Here is a 23585-nt window from a genome sequence, read left to right as displayed (position 1 = left end):
GCAATCTCATGAATGCAACAGGCCGAAAATTTAATGTGGCTGGACGCAGCACTAATCTTGTTGATTAACCTTGCGCTCAATGGCTTTGAGGCGCTTGCTCATATCATCAATATTCAGTACCAGCGCAGCGGTCTTACGCCAGACCTTATTCGGCTGCAGCGGGATACCTGAAGAGTAAACCCCTGGCTCGGTGATAGGACGCATAACCATTCCCATCCCCGTGACGGTGACTTTATCGCAGATTTCCATATGGCCGTTGATCACGCTGGCTCCGCCAATCATGCAGTAGCGGCCGATCTTCAGGCTGCCCGCCATGATCACGCCGCCAGCAACCGCGGTGTTGTCGCCAATCACCACGTTGTGCGCGATTTGACACTGGTTATCAATAATCACGCCGTTACCGATGACGGTGTCGTCCAGCGCACCACGGTCGATGGTCGTACAGGCGCCAATCTCCACGCGATCGCCAATAATAACGCGACCCAGCTGTGGGATCTTAACCCAGTTGCCGCGATCGTTCGCGTAGCCGAAGCCATCTGCGCCAATCACCGTGCTGGACTGGATCAGGCAATTCTCGCCGATCTCAATGTCGTGGTAAACGGTGACGTTGGCCCATAAACGCGAGCCGGCACCTATTTTCGTATTTTTCCCAACGAAGCAGCCCGCGCCGATAACCACGTTATCACCGAGGATGACGCCCGATTCAATCACGGCGTTTGGGCCAATCGCCACGTGGGTACCCAGCTTCGCCGTCGCATCGATGACCGCGCTGGGCGCGATATCCTGCGCCGGCTGCGGCGTGGTATCAAGAATTTGAGCCATGCGCGCGTAGGTCAGGTAGGGATTACGCACTACCAGCGCGGCGCTATGAGCAAAAGGTAAATCATCCTGCGTCATCACGACGGCAGATGCCTGGCAAGCGGCCAGGTGTTCACGGTACTTAGGATTTACCATGAAAGTAATATCGCCCGCTTGTGCGGACTGCATGGACGCAACGCCGGTGATGACGATATCGCCATCACCGTGTAATTCTGCATCCAACTGCTGGGCTAAATCAGCCAGTCGAATTGAAGGCATTACTTATTTAACCTGTTTCAGCACATCAGCGGTGATGTCTTTTACATCGCTGCTGTTGTATGCAACGGCATTAGAGTCAACAACCAGATCGATGCTCTGATCTTTAGCCACGCTCTGCACGGCGCTCTGAATACGAGTCACCAGCTTGCCGCGCTCTTCGTTTGAACGACGTGCACGATCCTGTTCGAAAGACTGCGCTTTCTGGGAGAAAGTCTGGCGCTGAGCCATCACGTCTTTTTCCAGTTTGGTACGGTCAGAGCCCGCTTTCATGGACTGCAGACGCTGCATTTTAGACTGCAGGTCGCCTTCCATACGCTGCAGCTCGCTCGCGCGGCCTTTAAACTCGTTTTCCAGCGTGTTAGAAACGCCTGTTTTCTGGGCAACCTGTTGGAAGAGGCTGTTCATGTTAACCATTGCAATTTTATCTGCCGCCTGAGCGGAAGTTACCATTGCTAAACCCAGACCTGCAGCTAATAACCACTTTTTCACAATTAACTCCTTACCATCCCATGAGTACCCAGGGGTACCGTTATTTGCGTGGCCAGGCGATAACCTCAGTTATCGCCAATAGTCAGCGCTATACTGCAACTGCACTTACATTCCATTGTAGCCAATACCATTACCAGGTTTTACCGATGTTAAACTGGAACTGTTCGGCTTTGTCTCCATCGTACTTTTTAAACGGCTGAGCGTAGGAGAATACCAACGGACCTAACGGCGACATCCACTGTACTGCGATACCCGCAGACATACGGATATTGCTTGGATCGCTGTAGTCCGGGTAACCACCATATGCGGCTGAATCCCAGTGAGTATCCCACACGGTACCCATATCCCAGAAGACGGAAGTACGGACCGAGTTCGCATATTTATCGCTAATAAACGGCGTCGGGGTGATCAGCTCAAGGCTGGCAACCGCCATGGCGTTACCGCCCACCGCATCATCAGACTTACACGGTGCGGACTCGCTGCTCTTACATTCGTTATCGTAGCTGCTGTCGTCGTCATGACGGCTGCTGGCCGGGAAATAAACCGCTTTCGGACCGATAGTATTGGACTGGAAGCCACGCACGGTGCTTGAACCACCGGCATAGAAGTTCTCATAGAACGGCATCTCTTTACCGCCCAGACCATCGCCATAACCAAAGCGGGTACGACCCAACATCACCCATTTATGATCGTCATCGATCGGTACATAGGTCGCGGTATCGAGCGTCGCTTTGTAGTATTCGTTATCCGATCCCGGAATCGTCACTTTACCGTTCAGGTTGACGCGTGAGCCTTCGGTCGGGAAGAAGCCACGGTCGAGCTTGTTATACGTCCAGCCGTAGTTGAAGGTGAAGTCGTCAGCGCTGAACGAGTTTCTGTCGTTAGTGTTGTCCGGATACTGCCCCATCGAATTCAGATAACGCCACATGGATACCTGAGGCTGCATGTTGGATAGCTTGTTATGCACATAGCCCAGGCCCGCGCGCAGCGTATTGTATTCGTTAACCGGGAAGCCCAGCGTGATGTCTGTACCATAGCTTTTGTTGGTATAGTCAGACAGGTCCGCATCGTTAGCGTCGAAGTCGTTATAGAAAACACGACCGCCGAGGCTGACGCCATCCACGGTAAAGTACGGGTTCGTCACCGACAGTTCAGTATAGGTCTGATAGTCGTTTTTGGTGCCGTTAATCCCAACGGAATAGCCGGTACCGAGCCAGTTATCCTGCTGAACGCCGGCCTGGAAGCTGACGCCGCTTTCCGTACCGTAACCAACGCCGAAGTTAAAGCTACCGGTGTTACGCTCTTTAACCTTATAGACCACGTCAACCTGATCCGGGCTGCCCGGAACGCGCTGCGTATCGGTATCAACCGTTTCAAAGTAGCCTAAACGGTTCAGACGATCTTTACCCTGATCGACCAGGTCGCTGCCCAGCCAGGCGCCTTCCATCTGACGCATTTCTCGACGCAGAACGGCATCTTTCGAGGTGTCGTTGCCTTCGAAGCGAATTTTACGCACGTAGTAGCGGTTACCCGCATCGACGTTCACGTGCAGCTTCACGGTCTTATCGCTATCGCTGATTTCCGGCTGGGACTGAACGCGCGGATAGGCATAGCCGTAGCGACCAAGGAGTTTCTTAATGTCATTCTCCATTTTGGTCACTTTGGTGCCGTTATACAGCTCGCCCGGCTCCACTTTGGTCAGCGCTTCGATTTCTGCCGAATGCCCCGCCAGATCACCCGTCACCTGCACCCCAGAAAGCTTGTACTGATCGCCTTCGGTAATGTTGATGGTGATGTAGATACCTTTTTTGTCCGGCGTCAGGCTAACCTGCGTGGAGTCAATGTTGAAACGAGCATAGCCGCGATCCAGATAGTAGCTGCGCAGCGTTTCAAGATCTCCCGCCAGCTTCTGTTTCTGATATTTACGATCGCCCACCACGTTCCACCACGGCACTTCATCGCGCAGCTGGAAGGTAGAAATGAGTTCATCGGTGCTGAATGCGTGGTTGCCGACGATATTGATCTGCTGGATTTTCGCCGAGACGCCTTCCTGGAATACCAGCTTCAGGTCGACACGGTTACGCGGCAGCGGCGTCACGACAGCTTTAACGCTGGCGCTGTACTTACCGACGCTGTAGTAGAAATCCTCCAGCCCCTTTTCGATATCAGCCAGCGTGGTGCGATCGAGGGATTCCCCTACGCGCACGCCGGATGCCTCAAGGTTTTGCTTGAGCATGTCATCTTTCACCGACTTGTTACCGGAGAAAGTGATGCTGGCAATCGTTGGACGCTCTTTCACCTGCACCAGCAGGGTATCACCATCGCGCAGTACGCGGACGTCCTCAAAGTTGCCGGTGGCAAACAGAGCACGGATGGTGTTACTGATATCATCATCGGTTACGGTATCGCCAGGACGCACTGGCATACTGAGGAGGGCCGCACCAACAGCGACTCGCTGAAGGCCTTCGAAATGAATGTCCTTCACCACGAACCCGTCAGCACCGTATACGGTTGCGCTGCTAAACAGCAGCGACGCTATGAGCAACTTTTTCATCGCCATCGTTATTATGCGTTCTTCCTAACAAACTCTCTTACAACCGAGAGAAATCATTGAAAAGTGCAAGCCCCATTAACAGCACCAGCAATATTGAGCCAATGCGATAACTAAAGTCTTGAACTCGCTCGGATACCGGCCCGCCTTTCAGCTTTTCAATCGCCAAAAACAGCAGATGTCCCCCGTCGAGAACGGGAAGCGGGAACAGGTTGATTATGCCGAGGTTCACGCTGATCAGCGCAAGGAACATCAGATAGTAAATCAACCCAAATTCCGCTGACATCCCAGCCCCCTGGGCGATAGAAATCGGCCCGCTGAGGTTGTTCAGTTTGACATCACCGGTTATCAATTTGCCCAGCATTCGGACCGTTAACGACATCAGCTGCCAGGTTTTATCCGTGGCTTCAGCGATGGCGGCAAATGGCCCGTACTGACGCACTGTCTTATATTCATCAGGCAGCGGGATGACCTTAGGTACGACCCCTGCAAACCCCTCCGCTTTGCCTTTGGTAGACTTCGTATCCGGCGTCAAGGTCACCGACAGGGGGCTACCCTGCCGCTCGATGTCCAGAACTAATGCCCTACCCGGATTATCACGCACCAGATTAACAAACGTCATCCACTGCGTTAACGGTTGACCATCGACTTTAACGATCCTGTCGCCCGCTTGCAAACCCGCCTTCTGCGCCGCCGAGTCAGATTGTACTTCAGCCAGGACGGTATCAATCTGCGCGCTGCGAGGCTGAATGCCCAACGAGGCAACCGGATCTTGTTTATCCGGCTCAAACGCCCAGTGCTGCAGATCGAGGATTTTATCCTGACGTTGATTGGTCCCGAAAGGGGCGACCGTAACTATTGTTTGCCGATCGCCTATCTTCGCCACCAGCGCCATACGTACTGCATCCCAATCAGGCGTTTCGATGCCATCTATCGCTTTAAGTTCCGTTCCTTTTGCAATTTGTGCTTGCGCGGCGATCGAGTTGGGCGTTATGTCGCCAACGACCGGACGCACGCCTGGCACGCCGATAATAAACACCAGCCAGTAGGCAAAAATGGCAAAAAGGAAGTTCGCGATTGGCCCCGCGGCAATAACGGCGGCGCGCTGGCCGACGGTTTTGTTGTTAAACGCGGAGTGACGCATCTCTGGCGCCACGGGCTCAACGCGTTCGTCAAGCATTTTGACATAACCGCCCAGCGGAATAAGGGCGATAATAAATTCCGTTCCTTGCTTGTCAAAACGGCGCCACAGCGCTTTGCCAAAGCCGATTGAGAAACGCTCAACGCGGATACCGCAGCGGCGAGCAACCCAGAAATGGCCAAACTCATGGACGGTGATCAACACGCCCAGCGCAATAATAAAAGCAGCCAAATTCCAGAGAACGCTCAGCATAAAACCTTCCGTCAAATCGTCCTGAAAACCAACAAGAGTAGGCAAGCAAACACGGGCACCGCGGCCGTCAGGCTATCGATACGATCGAGGATACCGCCGTGTCCGGGAATCAGATTTCCGCTATCTTTAATGCCAGCTTCGCGTTTAAACATGCTTTCGGTCAGGTCGCCGAGTACCGAAGCCAGGGCCGCGACAATAGAACACACCAGCAGCACCATCGGCGTGACATTCAGATGGGCCCACCAGCCGTAAGCCCAGGAGATAACTGCTGCCGTTAACAGACCGCCGAAAAAACCCTGCCAGGTTTTACCCGGAGAAACCTTTGGCGCCAGCTTATGCTTACCGAACATTTTTCCGAACATGTAAGCGCCGGAATCCGCGCCCCAGACCAGAATCATCACGTACAGCAACCACAGCGCACCGCTATAATGGTCATCGGTGTAATGCCAGGCCCGAAGCGCCAGCATGCCCCAAAAAAACGGCACGATGGTCAGGACGCCAAAAATCAGACGGAGCGTTTTTGAATTGCGCCAGAAAGCCGCTGAAGCGGGGTAAGTCAGCACTAAAAGCAGCGCGACGACCCACCAGCCTAATGATGCCCATAGCGCGCCCTCAACCAGCGGTTGATGAACGTCATAATGGTATTCCGGCATCAGGAATAGCATCAGCGCCAGCAGCAGACCGCAAAGCACTGACAGCCAGACTCTCTGGGTAGTTGAAGTGAAACCGCTAAATTGCCCCCACTCCCACGCGGCGAGCATACAGACGACTAGCGTAACGATGGCAAAACCCGCGGGCGGCAGTAAAAAAAGCGCCGCAATAACAACGGGTATTAAGACGAAAGCAGAAATCAGGCGATACTTCAGCAAAAGTGACCCCCATCAGGCATTGTTGCCGCCCGGCTCAGTGCCGCCGAAGCGACGCTCTCGATTAACAAAGGCATGGAGTGCACCTTCAAAGTCCTGTTCAGCGAAATCGGGCCAAAGAACATCCGTAAAGTAAAGTTCGGCATAGGCAATTTGCCAAATCAAAAAATTACTAATGCGATGCTCTCCCCCGGTCCTAATAACTAAATCTACGGGAGCCAGTTCATGCATGCAGACCTGCTGGCTCAGCATCTCTTCTGTGATTTGCTCGGGCTGAAGCACCCCGTCTTGCACCTGTTTGGCCAGATGACGAACGCCCTGGACGATATCCCAGCGGCCGCCGTAGTTCGCCGCAATATTCAGGGTCAAACCGGTGTTGTTCTCAGTCAGCGCCTCCGCTTTACGAATACGCTCCTGGAGACGCGCATTGAAGCGCGTGGTCTCGCCGATAATACGCAGGCGCACATTATGCCGGTGCAGACTTTTCACTTCGCTATCCAGCGCCCAGACAAACAGCTCCATCAGCGCGCTGACTTCCTGCGCCGGGCGATTCCAGTTTTCACTGCTGAACGCGTATAACGTCAACGCTTCAATACCATTATTCGCCGCGAAAGAGACGGCGCGACGAACAGATTTAGCGCCGGCTTTATGGCCAAAGGCGCGGATCTTTCCTTGCCGTTTTGCCCAACGCCCGTTGCCATCCATAATAATGGCCACATGACGACAGCCATGCGCAGGCAACATTTCGCTGACAGTTTGATTAGCAGACAACATAACGCGTTTTAAGTCCATAATAAGGATTAGCTAAGCTACTAAACACGGGCCACCGGTCAGCGCTGGATACGCATTTTTATCCGGTGCCGGAGCTACGGCCAATCGCAGAGAACAACCAAAAGCTTTACGCAAAAAAGCCGTGTCTTGCCACGGCCACCGTAATCTTTCACACCAAAATGCAACGATCGGATGGCGCAGACTATATCACTGAAGCACAGCGCCCACAAATATCACAACGCGTATCAGAATTTGCGCCACGCCGTCAGGAGCTGGCCTGCGCTTACCCGGGCCATCGCATCAATAGCCAGCACTTCATCAATACTTTGCGGCTCATTTAACGCCTGTTGATCCAGCACCGCCTGATTTATCGCCGCAATATCGGTAAAGCGAATATCCCCGTTCAGAAACGCCGCGACCGAAACTTCATTTGCCGCATTCAGCGCCGTGGTCGCCGCCTGGCCGACATCAAAAGCCTCCATGGCCAGCTTCAGACAGGGGTAACGGCCGTAATCCGGCGCCGAGAAGCTCAGAGTGCTCAACTGACAGAAATCCAGCGGTTTCACGCCAGAATTAAGGCGTTTCGGCCAGCCCATCGTGTGGGCAATCGGCGTACGCATATCCGGCTCGCCGAGCTGCGCCAGGACGCTGCCATCCTGATAACGTACCATCGAGTGAATCACCGATTGCGGATGGATCAGGACTTCCATCTGCTGCGCCGAGGCGTTGAACAGCCAGCGGGCTTCGATATACTCCAGCCCTTTGTTCATCATGGTGGCCGAATCGACAGATATTTTGCGCCCCATCGACCAGTTTGGATGCTTGCATGCCCGATCGGGGGTCATCGCCGCCAGTTCAGAAATCGCCGTTTCCCGGAAGGGACCGCCGGAGCCAGTGAGCAGAATCGACGCCACGCCGTTCTGGGTTAAATCAGCGTATCCCAGATTATGTTGAATTGTTTCCGGCATACTCTGAAAAATCGCATTATGCTCGCTATCAACCGGCAACAATCGTGCGCCGTACTGCTGCACGGCATCCATAAACAGACGGCCGCAGGTCACCAGCGACTCTTTGTTCGCCAGCAGCACCGTTTTACCCGCACGAATGGCTGAGAGCGTCGGCACCAGTCCTGCTGCGCCGACAATCGCCGCCATCACCTGCTCAACCTCGTCGAGCGCCGCCACTTCTGCCGCCGCCTGCTGGCCGCTCATGACTTCCGTTCGGCTGCCCTGCTCGCGCAGTTGCGCACGCAGCAGCTCCGCGCTGTGCGCATCGTCCATTACCGCGTAACGAGGGGAGAATTCCAGACATTGTTCAACCATACGGTCGACATTTTTCCCGGCGACCAGCGCGGTGATAGAAAAGCTATCAGGATTATGGCGCACCACATCCAGCGTGCTGCAGCCGATAGAACCGGTCGAACCAAGAATGGTTAATTGCTTCATGAGGCGTCCAGAATAATGAAGACAGGATAAAAAGCAAAACGCCGCCAGCAAACCCTTATGCATCAATTATCGGTTGACAGAGCGGAGGCGCAAGGCCTTTGACATGGCGCCAAAGGCTACAAGGCCAGCCGTCTAAACGCAATCCCGAAAATTGAGCGTACGGTCTCCTGTACGGCGTTTCAGATTTTACGCAGGCCGATCGTCAGACCTGCGTGTCGGCAGAGAATCAGAACTGCATCAGTTCCGCTTCTTTATCCGCCAGCGCCGCATCAACTTTCTTGATAGCAGCATCAGTCATTTTCTGCACATCTTCCTGAGAGCGGCGATCGTCATCTTCGCTGATCTCTTTCTCTTTCAGCAGCGCTTTGACTTTGTCGTTGGCATCGCGACGAACGTTACGTACGGCAACGCGCGCCTGTTCAGCTTCGCCACGCACGATTTTGGTCAGATCTTTACGACGCTCTTCGGTCAGCGGCGGCAGCGGAACGCGGATATCGCTGCCCGCAGAGCTTGGGTTCAGACCGAGGTCGGAAGCCATAATCGCTTTTTCAACGGCCGGGCTCATGGAACGATCGAAGACGTTGATCTTCAGCGTGCGGGAGTCTTCTACCGTTACGCTAGCCAGCTGACGCAGCGGAGTCGGCGTGCCGTAGTATTCCACGATAATGCCATCCAGCAGGCTGGGAGAAGCACGACCCGTGCGTATTTTGCTGATTTGGGTTTTGAACGCTTCAACGCATTTGTCCATGCGTACTTCAGCATCTTTTCTGATATCGCTAATCACGTTACGAATCCTTGAAAACTTGTCTCAGACAGACCAGACGGTCGCCCACTGCAAAAGTGAGCTAAGTATAGTCATGTTTATGCTCAGCGTCTTTCAGGCTGCGGGTCAGCCGCAGCATTCCGTCCACAGAGCATGTTGAAAACCATCGGGTCAAAAACCCGAAAAAGTAAGGCCGAATATTACCCGTATTTGACGCTGACGGGAATTACTCAGTAATTAATGTGCCTTCTTTTTCACCCATCACCACGCGGCGCAGCGCGCCAGGCTTATTCATATTGAATACGCGAATCGGCAGTTTGTGGTCACGCGCCAGGGTAAAGGCCGCAAGATCCATCACTTTCAGCTCTTTATCCAGTACTTCGCTGTAGGTCAGCTGATCGTACATCGTTGCGGAAGGATCTTTGGCCGGGTCAGCGGTAAATACACCGTCGACTTTGGTGGCTTTCAGTACCACATCGGCTTCAATTTCAATGCCGCGCAGGCAGGCAGCGGAATCGGTGGTAAAGAATGGGTTGCCGGTACCCGCGGAAAGAATCACCACGCGGTTGTTACGCAGCAGGCTGATAGCTTCCGCCCAGCTGTAGTTATCGCACACGCCATTCAGCGGAATCGCTGACATCAGGCGGGCGTTCACATAGGCGCGATGAAGTGCATCACGCATTGCAAGGCCGTTCATGACCGTTGCCAGCATGCCCATGTGGTCGCCCACAACGCGGTTCATACCCGCTTTCGCCAGACCAGCACCACGGAAAAGGTTACCGCCACCAATCACTACGCCAACCTGAATACCCAGCTCAACCAGTTCTTTGATTTCCTGAGCCATGCGGTCAAGTATGCTCGCATCAATACCGAAGCCTTCTGAACCTTGCAGAGCTTCGCCACTTAACTTAAGCAGAATACGTTTGTAGACGGGTTTTGCATTGGTAGCCATGTTTCTTTCCTGAGACTGTCAACGAATGAGATGAATTAATTCTGGCGACATTGTACGTCGCTTTTCAGCGTGCCCACTATAGCGGTTGGCTGAATTTACACATTAGGCGCAAAAAGAAGCCGCCCTCAGGCGGCTCCTTTTGAAAATTAAGACTGCTTGGACATCGCAGCAACTTCTGCTGCAAAGTCAGTCTCAACTTTCTCAATGCCTTCGCCCACTTCAAAGCGGATGAAGCCAGTCACGTCAGCGTTGTGCTCTTTCAGCAGCTGAGCAACGGATTTGCTCGGGTCCATAACGAACGGCTGACCGGTCAGAGAAACTTCGCCGGTGAATTTCTTCATGCGGCCTTCAACCATTTTCTCTGCGATTTCTTTCGGCTTGCCAGACTGCATGGCGATGTCCAGCTGAACCTGGTACTCTTTTTCGACCACTTCAGCGGAAACGTCTTCCGGCTTAACGAATTCAGGCTTGCTTGCAGCGATGTGCATAGCCAGCTGTTTAACCAGCTCTTCGCTCGCGCCTTTAGCGGCAACCAGAACACCGATACGCGCGCCGTGCTGGTAAGAGCCCAGAACTTCGCCTTCCAGGGAAGAAACGCGACGGATGTTGATGTTCTCACCGATTTTAGCAACCAGCGCAACGCGTTCTTCTTCGAACTGTGCTTTCAGAACTTCAACGTCGGTGATTTTGCCTGCAACAGCTGCATCCAGAACTTTGTTAGCAAATGCCTGGAAGCCACCATCTTTAGCCACGAAGTCAGTCTGGCAGTTAACTTCCAGAATGATGCCGTAGGTGCCATCGATTTTAGTGATGATCACGCCGTCAGCGGCAACGTTGCCCGCTTTTTTCGCTGCTTTAATAGCACCGGATTTACGCATGTTTTCGATTGCCAGCTCGATGTCGCCGTTCGCTTCAGTCAGCGCTTTTTTGCAATCCATCATGCCTGCGCCAGTACGCTCGCGCAGCTCTTTTACCAGGGATGCGGTAATTTCAGCCATTCTTTATTCCTCGGGAGATGTGATCGGCCCGGTTCCAGGAACCAGACAGATTTGAAAGTGAAAAAGGGGCCGCTAAGAGGCCCCTATTTATACACGGTACTAAATAAGGGTATGCCTTATTATTCAGCTTCTACGAAGCTTTCTTCCGCCTGAGAAGCCAGATCCTGAGAACGGCCTTCACGAACGGTAGCAGCAACAGCGCTCAGGTACAGGCTAACTGCACGGATTGCGTCGTCGTTACCCGGGATAACGAAGTCAACGCCGTCCGGATCGGAGTTAGTATCAACGATAGCAAATACCGGAATACCCAGGTTGTTTGCTTCTTTGATTGCGATGTGCTCGTGGTCAGCGTCGATAACGAACAGCGCGTCCGGCAGGCCGCCCATGTCTTTGATACCGCCCAGGCTGTTTTCCAGCTTGTCCAGCTCACGAGTGCGCATCAGCGCTTCTTTCTTGGTCAGCTTGTCGAAAGTACCGTCCTGGGACTGAGTTTCCAGGTCTTTCAGACGTTTGATAGACTGACGAACGGTTTTCCAGTTAGTCAGCATACCGCCCAGCCAGCGATGGTTCACGAAGAACTGGTCGCAGCTGTTAGCAGCGTCTTTTACCGCTTCGCTTGCAGCGCGCTTAGTACCAACGAAAAGGATTTTGCCTTTGCGAGAAGAGATCTTGTTCAGTTCAGCCAGAGCTTCGTTGAACATCGGTACAGTTTTCTCAAGGTTGATGATGTGAACTTTGTTACGCGCGCCGAAGATGAAAGGCTTCATTTTCGGGTTCCAGTAACGGGTCTGGTGACCAAAGTGAACACCAGCCTTGAGCATGTCGCGCATGGAAACAGTTGCCATGTTTAAAACCTCTATAGATAAAAGTTGGGGTTATGCCTCCACGTATCCCATATTACCGACCCCAAAGGGCACCCCGGAATATGTGCCGATACGTGTGTGTTGTTACACAAAGTGAGATTTGTCGCTTCAGTCCATCTTGTGTATCTGAGAATGGAACAGAAGTCCGGCGCGCTTTATACCACAAAACAGGACCAGACACCAACTGTTGTTGACGTCACGTGCTGCTAATGATTCTCAATTTGGCAGCAGGACGCCCGGACTGTTAACATTGTTCAGACATAATCTATTATTGTCGAAAAAATCGACACTGCTGGACACAATCCATGGCTATTTCTATCAAGACATCTGAAGACATCGAAAAAATGCGCGTTGCCGGCCGCCTGGCCGCTGAAGTGCTGGAAATGATCGAACCCTACGTAAAACCGGGCGTCAGCACCGGCGAACTGGATCGCATCTGCAACGATTATATCGTTAACGAACAAAAAGCCGTATCCGCCTGCCTGGGCTACCACGGCTTCCCGAAATCCGTCTGCATCTCTATTAATGAAGTGGTGTGCCACGGGATCCCGGACGACGGCAAGCTGCTGAAAGATGGCGATATCGTCAACATTGACGTCACCGTCATTAAAGATGATTTCCACGGTGACACCTCGAAGATGTTTATCGTCGGTAAACCGACCATTCTGGGCGAGCGCCTGTGCCGCATTACCCAGGAAAGCCTCTATCTGGCCCTGAAAATGGTCAAACCGGGCGTTAATCTGCGCGCTATCGGCGCGGCTATCCAGAAATACGTCGAAGCCGAAAGTTTCTCCGTCGTGCGCGAGTACTGCGGCCACGGTATCGGCCGCGGTTTTCATGAAGAACCGCAGGTGCTGCATTACGACTCTCCGGAAACCAACGTGGTGCTCAAACCCGGCATGACCTTTACCATTGAACCGATGGTCAACGCGGGTAAAAAAGAGATCCGCAGTATGAAAGACGGCTGGACGGTAAAAACCAAAGACCGGAGCTTGTCTGCGCAGTATGAGCATACTATTGTGGTGACAGACAGCGGCTGCGAAATACTGACGTTACGCAAGGATGACACCATCCCGGCGATAATCTCGCACAACGAATGATGAAAAGCCGGCGCCAGCCGGCTTTTTTATGACGGGCACCCTGTGGGCCGCCGCAAGCGACGTTAAAAATCGCTCCCGGCGATTTTTTATGACGGGCGTCCTGCCCGTCACCCTATGGGCCGCCGCAAGCGACGTTAAAAATCGCTCCCGGCGATTTTTTATGGGCGATAGTTTTTTATTATGGTGGCGCGATGAGCAACTCTTTATCTGATACTGTCTCCCCTGCCCTGGCCGACCAGCCGGCGAATCCGGGCCGCTGGCCGCAGAGCGACTTCAACTGCGCGGCTATCAAGGCGCACATCGACGCTTTTCAGCGCTGGCTGGGCGAAGCGTTTGACCACGGCATCGCCGCAGAGAGATTGATTGAGGCGCGCACCGAATTTATCGATCAGCTGCTTCAGCGGCTATGGGTCGAGTACGGGTTCGGGTCGATGAACGACATCGCGCTGGTCGCCGTCGGCGGTTACGGCCGCGGTGAACTGCACCCGCTTTCCGATATCGACCTGCTTATCCTGAGCCGTAAAAAGCTGCCCGATGAGCAGGCGCAGAAGGTCGGCGAGCTGCTGACGCTGCTGTGGGATATCAAGCTGGAAGTCGGCCACAGCGTGCGCACCCTCGAAGAGTGCCTGCTGGAGGGGCTGTCGGACCTCAGCGTCGCCACTAACCTGATTGAATCGCGTCTGCTAATTGGCGACGTCGCGCTGTTCCTTGAACTACAAAAACACATATTCAGCGACGGCTTCTGGCCATCGGAAAAGTTCTTTGCGGCAAAAGTCGAAGAGCAGAATGTACGCCATCAGCGCTATCACGGAACCAGCTATAACCTCGAGCCGGACGTGAAAAGCAGCCCCGGCGGCCTACGCGATATTCACACCCTGCAGTGGATCGCGCGCCGCCATTTCGGCGCCACCTCGCTTGATGAAATGGTCGGTTTCGGTTTCCTGACCGAAGCCGAGCGCAACGAGCTTAACGAATGCCTGCATCAGCTTTGGCGCATTCGCTTTGCGCTGCATCTGGAGCTCAACCGCTACGATAATCGCCTGCTGTTCGACAGGCAGTTCAGCGTCGCCCGTCGCCTGCGTTACGAAGGCGAAAGCAACCAGCCGATCGAGCATATGATGAAGGATTTCTTTCGCGTCACCCGCCGGGTGAGCGAGCTGAACCAAATGCTGATCCAGCTGTTCGAAGAGGCGATTCTGGCGCTCACCGAAGATGAGAAGCCGCGGCCGATTGACGATGATTTTCAGCTGCGCGGCACGCTAATCGATCTGCGCGATGACACGCTGTTCATCCGCGAACCGCAGGCGATTCTGCGCATGTTCTTTATGATGGTGCGCAACAGCAGCATTACCGGCATCTACTCCACCACGCTTCGCCACCTGCGCCACGCCCGCCGTCATCTGACGCAGCCGCTTTGCTATATTCCGGAAGCGCGGACCCTGTTCCTCAGCATGCTGCGCCATCAGGGCGCGGTCAGCCGGGGGCTGCTGCCGATGCACCGCCATAGCGTGCTGTGGGCCTATATGCCGCAATGGTCGCATATTGTCGGTCAGATGCAATTTGACCTGTTTCACGCCTATACCGTTGATGAACACACGATCCGCGTGCTGCTTAAGCTTGAGAGCTTCGCCAAAGAAGAGACCCGCAGCCGCCATCCGCTGTGCGTTGAACTGTGGCCGCGCCTGACGCATCCGGAGCTGATCCTTATCGCCGCCCTCTTCCACGATATCGCGAAAGGACGCGGCGGCGACCATTCGATTCTCGGCGCGCAGGACGTGCTGAAATTCGCCGAGCTTCACGGTCTTAACTCGCGCGAAACCCAGCTGGTGGCGTGGCTGGTGCGTCATCATCTGCTGATGTCGGTCACCGCCCAGCGTCGCGATATTCAGGATCCGGAAGTGATCAAGCAGTTTGCCGAAGAGGTGCAAACGGAGAACCGTCTGCACTACCTGGTTTGCCTGACCGTCGCCGATATCTGCGCCACCAACGAAAACCTGTGGAACAGCTGGAAGCAGAGCCTGCTGCGCGAGCTCTATTTCGCCACCGAAAAACAGCTGCGCCGGGGGATGCAAAACACGCCGGATATGCGCGAGCGGGTGCGTCACCACCAGCTACAGGCGCTGGCGCTGCTGCGGATGGAAAATATTAATGAACAGGCGCTGCACCAAATCTGGAACCGCTGCCGCGCCAACTACTTTGTGCGCCATACGCCAAACCAGCTCGCCTGGCACGCGCGTAATCTGCTGCAGCACGATCTCAGCAAACCGATGATCCTGCTCAGTTCCCACGCCTCGCGCGGGGGCACCGAGATCTTCATCTGGAGTCCGGATCGTCCTTACCTCTTCGCCGCCGTTTGCGGCGAGCTGGATCGACGTAATCTTAGCGTTCACGATGCGCAGATCTTCACCACACGCGACGGCATGGCGATGGATACCTTTATTGTTCTTGAGCCGGACGGCAGCCCGCTTTCCGCCGACAGGCACGAAATGATCCGCGTGGGCCTGGAACAGACCATCAGCCAGCGCAGCTGGCAGCCGCCGGCGCCCCGTCGTCAGGCGGCGAAGCTGAGGCATTTTTCCGTGCCGACGGAGGTGAATTTCCTGCCGACGCATACCGACCGGAAATCCTTTCTTGAGCTGATTGCTCTCGACCAGCCGGGTCTGTTAGCGCGCGTCGGCCAGGTGTTTGCCGACCTCGGAATTTCGCTCCACGGCGCGCGAATTACGACAATTGGTGAGCGAGTAGAAGATTTATTTATAATCGCCACCGCAGACCGGCGCGCCCTTAATAATGAGCTACAGCAAGAAGTGCAACAACGGTTGACAGAGGCCCTCAATCCAAACGATAAAGGGTAACGTATTTTTTTAAGTAAATGGAAAGAGTAAACAATGCAGCAATTACAGAACGTTATTGAGTCCGCTTTTGAGCGTCGCGCCGACATCACGCCGGCAAACGTGGATACCGTAACCCGCGAAGCGGTTAACCAGGTGATTTCTCTGCTTGATTCCGGCGCGCTGCGTGTCGCTGAAAAAGTTGACGGCCAGTGGGTCACCCATCAGTGGCTGAAGAAAGCGGTTCTGCTCTCTTTCCGTATTAACGATAACCAGGTTATCGATGGTGCGGAAAGCCGCTACTTCGATAAAGTCCCAATGAAGTTCGCGGATTATGATGAAGCGCGTTTCCAGAAAGAAGGTTTCCGCGTCGTTCCGCCGGCGGCGGTTCGTCAGGGGGCGTATATCGCTCGCAACACGGTTCTGATGCCGTCCTATGTGAACATCGGCGCCTACGTTGACGAAGGTTCGATGGTTGATACCTGGGCGACCGTGGGTTCCTGCGCACAGATCGGCAAAAACGTCCACCTGTCCGGCGGTGTCGGCATCGGTGGCGTACTGGAGCCGCTGCAGGCTAACCCGACCATTATCGAAGATAACTGCTTTATCGGCGCGCGTTCGGAAGTCGTTGAAGGCGTCATCGTCGAAGAGGGTTCCGTTATCTCCATGGGCGTATACCTCGGCCAGAGCACCAAAATCTACGATCGCGAAACCGGTGAAGTCTTCTACGGCCGCGTTCCGGCGGGATCCGTCGTCGTCTCCGGCAACCTGCCGTCAAAAGATGGCAAGTACAGCTTGTACTGCGCGGTTATCGTCAAAAAAGTCGATGCCAAAACCCGCGGCAAGGTTGGAATCAACGAACTTCTGCGTACCATCGACTAAGCAGCATGAAAAGCGGGAGGCATCCCGCTTTTTTTATATATTGAGCTGGCGAAGATGGATTTTTTCGTTAATTATTCAAAGATTACGATGATATCAAAGGTACCGTTATGTACGATAATCTGAAAAGTCTTGGTATTACCAATCCTGATGAAATCGATCGCTATAGCCTGCGGCAGGAAGCCAACAACGACATTCTGAAAATCTACTTTCAGAAGGATAAAGGCGAGTTCTTCGCCAAGAGCGTCAAGTTCAAATATCCGCGTCAGCGCAAAACCGTTGTCGCCGACGGCGTGGGCCAGGGATATAAAGAAGTCCAGGAGATTAGCCCTAATCTACGCTATATCATCGACGAGCTGGATCAAATCTGTCAGCGCGATCGCACCGAAATCGATCTGAAACGTAAGATCCTCGACGATCTGCGTCACCTCGAAAGCGTGGTGACGAATAAGATCAGCGAAATCGAATCCGATCTGGAAAAACTGACCCGCAATAAGTAAGCCTGATACGGGCCAGATGCTGGCCCTGTTTCTCTCTGCCTCATCCTCTTTTTTCTCACTCACCCCCACCGGCAGCATCAGCGAATATCAGCTATTCCTCTCTGATATCATTTCATCTCATATCCCTATCTACATGAATGACATAATAAAATAAGTCGCTGTATGTTCAATTTCCACCTGAAAGGAGATCATACGATGACACAGGAAATTGAACAAAAATTTTATACCCTACAATCTGCGCCCTGGCTGGATAAGACCGGTTTTGAAAAAGGACGGCAGCACGATCGCCAGCCGCTGGGCTTTATTCTGCCCGCCAATACGCCGCTGCACATTCGCCAACCGGATATCAGCAACGGCAACTCGATTCTGCGCCTGCTTTGCAATGATACCGCGCTAGAAAGCACCAGCACGATCGCCACCGGCTGGAAAACGGTCAGCGCCACGGTCGACACCGTTCCTTTTGTCGATACGCTGTTTACCGACCAGTCCAGCGAATTCACCGTCATCTACCAGCAACCTGCCGCAACTAAACCGCTGCCGTGCTGGAAAGCAGGACAATCTGAGGATGAATTTTTCCTCAGCTGGGAGAAAAATCAATCCGCACTCGCGCTGCTTGATTTAGATGTGATTAACCTGCTGCTGCCCTACGCCGACCGCGATAATGCGATGAAAGCGGGCTTATCCTCGCTACACGCTTATTACACCCACCTTTTCAAATGCTATAACGACTGGGCTGGGCTAAGCGATCGCCCGGATGCGCCGTGGAACCAGGATGTCGCCAACCGCTACTTTGTGCGGGCAGATAAACACGGCGTCGGCGCAGCCTATTATCACCCCTGGTGGTGCGCACATACATCATCAACGTTAGGTGAAGGCTGGCTGGATAACGTTGCGACGCAGTGGGTTATTCTTCATGAAATTGCGCACGGGTATCAGGGCAAATTTATGCAGGACACCACTCTGCCCGTCAATGAGGTGTGGAACAATATTTACGCCGCTTTCTATCAGCAGCTTACCCTGAGCCAGGATAATCATCTCTATGTGGATGGCTGGCTCTATAACTATGGTCAGCAGGCCGTACAGGAACTCCAGCTGATGACCTATATAAAAGACCAGACGCCGGTCGCCAGCTGGGGCCTGCGTCCACGCCTGCAATTCCTGATGCTGATGTTGCTAAAAGCAGGAACCAAAGCCTTCAGCGCCTTTAACCAGAACTATCGTGAACTGGCCAACGGCGATAGCTTCCGGCCGTCCGATTATCAGCTTATCGATATGTTGGCTACCGCCATTGCCGCCGCCGCAGGGTATGATGTCACGCCGTTTATCGAGCTATGCGGCTTAACGCTGGAAATTACCACTAAGGGAGATATCGCCGCGCTGGCGGCAAAGCCGCTCTATCCGCTGTATCTTTTCCTTCCGCAAAGCGAATGGGATAGCGCGCGGCGGCAGCTGGGGCTGGACTCCTTCGTCTGGCTGGTGAATAACAGCGAACTGGCGGCATTAGGCAAAACGGGGACGCTATCCCTGACGTTCAATATCGACCAGCTGGAACAAATTTACGGGCGAACGCTGACGATTAAAGATAATTGTGGCACGCATTATTCACTGGTTGTTAATGATGACACGTTGATCCTGAATGATATTCCAGTCGGCGTTTACCAGATCGATCCTCCGAAAGGCCGTTCACAAAAATATCGTCCGGATATCAGCTATCTCGTCGTAAAAGAAGGGGCGAATGCGGCTACCATCAACTACACCCGACAACGCGATACCCGCGGGCGTAACGTGACAATGAGCTTTTTAGGTATTGGCGACACGCCGTTTGCATATCTGGATATCGATTTCGAAAATCAGCAGCTTACGCTGAATATTACCAGCGCCACGCCGCACAACAACTACCCTGACGCGCTCTATGCCGGCGTATGCGTACTTTCCGCCAGCGGCGAAAAAGTCTTTGAGCGCAATATGAACGGCACAAACTGCGCCACCGGTAAGGTGATTATTCCCTTCGGCCCTCACTATCACTTGTATATTACTCACGTCGAGCCGGGACGTCTGAAAGCCTCCCCGGAGTATTTACCGCTGATCGCGGGCGAGAAATGCCAGCTGATGCGTATTGATGAGAGTGGGCTTTACAACTTTATCCTCGATAATAATCCGGCGGAAGATTTACTGGCTATTTTCGAGCATGACGCTCAGGCGATGCGTAACCAGCCTTCGCTATTAGCGCAGGAAGAGAGCGTATGTAAAAACGATCTCTGGCTGATGCTCTCCCATATTGAAGAGCCCCAGCGCAGCAGGCTGCTTAAAGAGTATGCCGATGTTCTGCCTCAGGATAATAGTGAACCGGGCGAGTTGACGGGCAAGAGCGTGACCCTCAATCTCAGAGGACAGGGCAACAAAGATTTTTGCCAGATCGTTATCGATAATCAACAGCACGCCATGACGGTCACCACCCGTACCGGCGCGCCGCACCCGTATTATGTCTCCCATACCTACGCCAGCATTACGGTAACCGGGGCGGACGAAACGGTGGTTTATCACCGCAGCTATGCCGGAGCGACCAACAACCTGGCAAACAGCGAAACTATCGCCCTCGCTGAAAACATGATCATTGAGGTTTTCCATGATGAGCCATTCCGCTCCAGCGCCAGCAATGATACGACGCATCGCGCCATTACGCTGAAGCAGCACAACCGCTGGCGGGTAGTGAAGGATGGGCTGGAGACCTGTTCGCTGGTGCCAGACCCGGAGGATAAAGAAACTACGGATGCTGAGGACGAGGCTACAGAGCTGTATGGCGATCTCTTCTGCTGGCAGCTACTTGGCAATGATAATATTCGTTTTGCGACGATGGAGATGGATATTGGCCGCGGCGCGCTCACCTTTACCGCCAGCCCCGTGGTGCCGAATAAGCACTTTACGACGGCCTATGCCGCGGTGAATATCTACAATACGCGCGGCTCGGTGGTTTATCGCCAGTCCATTAAAGGCTCATCGCAGCTTGGCGACTATATAGATACGGCAATACTTGATGAGGGCTATATCATCGAAGTCTTCCATGCCGAAGCCGGCGATCGCTCCGTCATTATCAACCCGCAAAACGGTAACGCCTGGCCACAGCCTCATACCGTCTCCTGGCAAGTCACGGCCCGCGGACTGCAGCGCCTGTAATTCCCGTCCCCACTCCCGCCGCAGGCGGGAGTGTTTTTAGCGCTGCTCATCGAGCTGTAGCGCAATATACAGCAGCAGACGATCGTCAAAATTACCCAAATCCAGCCCCGTCAGCTCAGAGATGCGGTTCAAACGGTATTCCAGCGTATTACGGTGGATAAACAGTGCTTTCGACGTCGCCAGCGGCTGCACGTTATGACGAAACCAGGCCTGTAAGGTGCGACGCAGCAGGCCGTTGTTATCCATCGCCTTCAGGCGAACCAGCGGGCGCGCCAGCTCATTAGCCTGCCAGCCACCGCGCAGGCTATCCAGCAGTACCGGCAGCATCAAATCCTGGTAAAAATAGCTACGGCTCTCCGGCATCCGCTGTTTACCGACCATCATGGTGGTTCTGGCGGTGCGATACGAGCGAGCAATACTGCCCGGTCCGGTAAAAAAGTTTCCCAGCGCCACGCGAAAACGCAGCTGACCGTTCTCTTTCATCCTGCTAATGAGCTGCTCGACCCGTTTGCAGTGATCTTCCGCATCCCAGCGGCCAAAGGCGTTCAGCGCGGGCTTCAGTACCACCATTTCGGTCAGCGAGACAATGGCCACCAGATTATTACGGTCCGGCGTGGTCAACGCGGTCTGGAGCTGCTGCAGCTCCGCCATCGCGCTGTCTACGCCCAGCTGGCCGCTATCCACTTCGATCATCGCCACCACGCGCGGTTGGTTGAGATCGATCCCCAGACGCTGGGCCCACTCGGTCAGCGCCGGGGTGTTCTCTTCCGCCTGAATCAGGTTCATCACCAGCTCTTCGCGCAGACGGCTATCCTGAGCCAGGAGATGCATCAGCCGCGATTGTTCCAGCATCATCTCGGCGGTCATACACACCAGTTCACCGTATTTACGCAGCGACTCCGGTTCGCCGGTCAGGCCGATAACGCCGACGATCTCCCCTTCCAGACGCAGCGGCAGGTTGATCCCCTGGCGCACGCCGTGCAGATGTCGGGCAACGGCATCATCAATATCGACAACGCGACCCTGGGAAAGCACTAATAGCGCACCTTCGTGCAATTCACCAATTCGCTCGCGGTCTCCGCTACCGATAATGCGCCCGCGGGCATCCATTACGTTAATATTGGTATCAATGATGCGCATCGTACGCGCCACGATATCCTGAGCCATTTTGGTATCAAGATGCCAGCCAGCCATGTAACCCTCCCGTGAGCAGGCTAACAGCATAAAAGAGTTGGCAACACGCCGCATTGTGCATTTGCACAAAGCCGGGCTAAGAAATATGGAGTTGTGGAAGATATCACAGAACGAAAAATGGAAGGGGCGGCAGAAATAAAAAAGCCCCTCTCCTCCGCAAGGAGAAAAGGGGCTTTGCGAACCGTCAGGGATTACTGCATCAGCAGATAAATTGACGTATCGCCGCGCTGGATATTCAGCGCCAGAACCGACGGTTTGGCATCAAAAATTTTGCGCAGGTCGGCAATATTTTTCACCGGCTGCTGGTTCGCGCCAACGATAATATCGCCTTTCTTCAGGCCAATCTGCGCCGCCGGCGTTCCCGCTTTCACGTTACTCACCACGACGCCTTTATCCTGACCTTTGTTGCTCATTTCCGCACCTTCAATACCGTTGAAGATGGTGCTGGAGTCAACCTGGTTCTGATTGCTCTGCTGCAGCTCAACGGTCACCGTCACCGGCTTGCCGTCACGCAGCAGGCCAAGCTCGACTTTGCTGCCGATCGGCATGGTACCCACCTGGGCACGCAGCGCGGCAAAGCTGCTGATCGATTTACCGTTCAGCGTGGTAATCACGTCGCCGGCTTTAATCCCCGCCTTAGCGGCCGCCGAGTTCGGCATCACCTGGCTGACGAACGCGCCGCGCTGAGCGTCAACTTTCATCGCTTTCGCCAGTTCGGAATTCAGCTCGGTCCCCATGATGCCCAGCTCACCGCGCTTAACCTGGCCAAATTTGACCATCTGATCGGTCAGGTTTTTCACCATGTTGCTCGGAATAGCGAAGCCGATACCAATGTTGCCGCCGTCCGGCGCCAGAATCGCGGTGTTGATACCGATCAGCTCGCCGTTCAGGTTAACCAGCGCGCCGCCGGAGTTACCGCGGTTGATCGCCGCATCGGTCTGGATAAAGTTTTCATAGTTTTCAACGTTCAGGCCGCTACGGCCCAGGGCGGAAACGATCCCCGAGGTCACGGTTTCGCCCAAGCCAAACGGGTTACCGATCGCCACGGTGTAATCGCCGACGCGCAGGGCGTCAGAGTCCGCCAGCTTAATCGCGCTCAGGTTTTTCGGATCCTGGATTTGAATCAGCGCAATATCAGAACGCGGGTCTTTGCCAACCACTTTCGCGTCGAACTTGCGGCCATCGCTGAGCTGAACTTTGATAGTAGTCGCGTTATCCACGACGTGGTTGTTAGTCACAACATAGCCTTTAGCGGCATCAATAATCACCCCGGAACCGAGGGCCATAAATTTCTGCTGCTGGCCGCCGTCGCTACCCGGCGCGCCGCCCTGCCCGCCGCCCTGACAGAACGGAGAGCTCTGGAACGGAGAACCATCCTGACAGAACGGCGAATTGTCGCCAAAGAACTGCTGGAAGTTACGCGGCATCCGCGGCGTATTAACGGTGGTGCTCCCCTCAACGTTAATGCTCACGACCGACGGCATCACTTTTTCCAGCATCGGCGCCAGGCTTGGCATCTGCTGCGCATTAGTCGCCGAAGAAGCTGTTTCCGCCGCGCTCGCAGAGAGAGGGGACAACGCCAGACCTAAACTCAGAGCCAGGGCACTCATTGCTAACGTGGTTTTTTTCATAGGTTTCAATCTCAATTTCAGATAACGAATAGTTGCTGTGTTGGTGACTATCAGAGTCATTTTATAGCGCGAAGTTCCGGAATGAAGTTTTGGTAAAAGTAAAAATTT

At 54.0% G+C, this 23585-nt stretch carries 18 protein-coding genes; 5 read left to right on the top strand and 13 right to left on the bottom strand.

Annotation, left to right across the window (positions count from 1 at the left end):
- Positions 1–51 precede the first annotated feature (51 nt).
- The 11 genes from lpxD to rpsB form a co-directional block, all read right to left on the bottom strand.
- The gene (gene lpxD / locus SIK97_RS02870; protein WP_014837448.1) at positions 52–1077 is read right to left on the bottom strand and encodes a UDP-3-O-(3-hydroxymyristoyl)glucosamine N-acyltransferase; all 1026 of its coding nucleotides are present in this window, start codon (positions 1075–1077) and stop codon (positions 52–54) included.
- A 3-nt stretch (positions 1078–1080) separates the two neighbouring features.
- The gene (skp, locus tag SIK97_RS02865) at positions 1081–1566 is read right to left on the bottom strand and encodes a molecular chaperone Skp (protein WP_004098757.1); all 486 of its coding nucleotides are present in this window, start codon (positions 1564–1566) and stop codon (positions 1081–1083) included.
- A gap of 130 nt (positions 1567–1696) precedes the next feature.
- Positions 1697–4126: an outer membrane protein assembly factor BamA gene (gene bamA, locus SIK97_RS02860; protein ID WP_014228002.1), complete on the bottom strand. Its 2430-nt coding sequence runs from the start codon at positions 4124–4126 to the stop codon at positions 1697–1699.
- A 31-nt stretch (positions 4127–4157) separates the two neighbouring features.
- Positions 4158–5510, bottom strand: coding sequence for a sigma E protease regulator RseP (gene rseP, locus SIK97_RS02855; RefSeq protein WP_014228001.1), 1353 nt, complete (start codon positions 5508–5510; stop codon positions 4158–4160).
- 11 nt (positions 5511–5521) lie between these two features.
- Positions 5522–6379 carry a phosphatidate cytidylyltransferase gene (cdsA, locus tag SIK97_RS02850; RefSeq protein WP_014228000.1) on the bottom strand — a complete coding sequence of 286 codons (858 nt, stop codon included), beginning with the start codon at positions 6377–6379 and terminating at the stop codon, positions 5522–5524.
- A gap of 12 nt (positions 6380–6391) precedes the next feature.
- Positions 6392–7150, bottom strand: a complete 759-nt coding sequence (ispU, locus tag SIK97_RS02845) for a (2E,6E)-farnesyl-diphosphate-specific ditrans,polycis-undecaprenyl-diphosphate synthase (protein WP_004098751.1) — start codon at positions 7148–7150, stop codon at positions 6392–6394.
- Between the two features lie 242 nt (positions 7151–7392).
- Entirely contained in the window at positions 7393–8592 is a 1200-nt protein-coding gene (gene ispC / locus SIK97_RS02840; RefSeq protein WP_057173044.1) for a 1-deoxy-D-xylulose-5-phosphate reductoisomerase, read from the bottom strand.
- A gap of 226 nt (positions 8593–8818) precedes the next feature.
- Positions 8819–9376 (bottom strand): ribosome recycling factor, encoded by a 558-nt coding sequence (gene frr, locus SIK97_RS02835; protein ID WP_004098748.1) that lies wholly within the window; start codon positions 9374–9376, stop codon positions 8819–8821.
- 205 nt (positions 9377–9581) lie between these two features.
- Complete coding sequence (gene pyrH / locus SIK97_RS02830; protein ID WP_004098747.1) at positions 9582–10307, bottom strand: UMP kinase; 726 nt, start codon at positions 10305–10307, stop codon at positions 9582–9584.
- A gap of 146 nt (positions 10308–10453) precedes the next feature.
- Positions 10454–11305, bottom strand: a complete 852-nt coding sequence (tsf, locus tag SIK97_RS02825) for a translation elongation factor Ts (RefSeq protein ID WP_004098746.1) — start codon at positions 11303–11305, stop codon at positions 10454–10456.
- A gap of 119 nt (positions 11306–11424) precedes the next feature.
- Positions 11425–12150 (bottom strand): 30S ribosomal protein S2, encoded by a 726-nt coding sequence (gene rpsB / locus SIK97_RS02820; protein WP_003856207.1) that lies wholly within the window; start codon positions 12148–12150, stop codon positions 11425–11427.
- A gap of 323 nt (positions 12151–12473) precedes the next feature.
- Between rpsB and map the strand changes: the two genes are divergently transcribed.
- From map to SIK97_RS02795, 5 genes are all read left to right on the top strand, one after another.
- Positions 12474–13268 carry a type I methionyl aminopeptidase gene (gene map, locus SIK97_RS02815; RefSeq protein ID WP_057173045.1) on the top strand — a complete coding sequence of 265 codons (795 nt, stop codon included), beginning with the start codon at positions 12474–12476 and terminating at the stop codon, positions 13266–13268.
- 191 nt (positions 13269–13459) lie between these two features.
- The gene (gene glnD, locus SIK97_RS02810; RefSeq protein WP_032694385.1) at positions 13460–16123 is read left to right on the top strand and encodes a bifunctional uridylyltransferase/uridylyl-removing protein GlnD; all 2664 of its coding nucleotides are present in this window, start codon (positions 13460–13462) and stop codon (positions 16121–16123) included.
- Between the two features lie 33 nt (positions 16124–16156).
- Positions 16157–16981 (top strand): 2,3,4,5-tetrahydropyridine-2,6-dicarboxylate N-succinyltransferase, encoded by an 825-nt coding sequence (dapD, locus tag SIK97_RS02805; RefSeq protein ID WP_004098743.1) that lies wholly within the window; start codon positions 16157–16159, stop codon positions 16979–16981.
- Between the two features lie 107 nt (positions 16982–17088).
- Positions 17089–17478, top strand: coding sequence for a DUF3461 family protein (locus SIK97_RS02800; protein ID WP_004098742.1), 390 nt, complete (start codon positions 17089–17091; stop codon positions 17476–17478).
- A 195-nt stretch (positions 17479–17673) separates the two neighbouring features.
- Positions 17674–20652, top strand: coding sequence for a putative mucin/carbohydrate-binding domain-containing protein (locus tag SIK97_RS02795; protein WP_057173046.1), 2979 nt, complete (start codon positions 17674–17676; stop codon positions 20650–20652).
- Between the two features lie 36 nt (positions 20653–20688).
- Here SIK97_RS02795 and cdaR read toward each other — a convergent pair whose 3' ends face one another.
- Together cdaR and degP are read right to left on the bottom strand one after the other, a co-directional pair.
- Positions 20689–21846, bottom strand: coding sequence for a DNA-binding transcriptional regulator CdaR (gene cdaR, locus SIK97_RS02790; protein ID WP_004098741.1), 1158 nt, complete (start codon positions 21844–21846; stop codon positions 20689–20691).
- A gap of 191 nt (positions 21847–22037) precedes the next feature.
- A complete protein-coding gene (gene degP, locus SIK97_RS02785) occupies positions 22038–23477 on the bottom strand; it encodes a serine endoprotease DegP (RefSeq protein WP_004098740.1) in 1440 nt (479 codons plus the stop codon).
- Between the last annotated feature and the right edge of the window lie 108 nt (positions 23478–23585).

The sequence above is a fragment of the Klebsiella sp. JN_Kp126 genome (genome assembly GCF_033843325.1).
Classification (GTDB): Bacteria; Pseudomonadota; Gammaproteobacteria; order Enterobacterales; family Enterobacteriaceae; genus Klebsiella; species Klebsiella michiganensis.
Note: the sequence above shows the minus strand (reverse complement) of the source record. Positions and strands in the feature narration are given on the sequence as shown.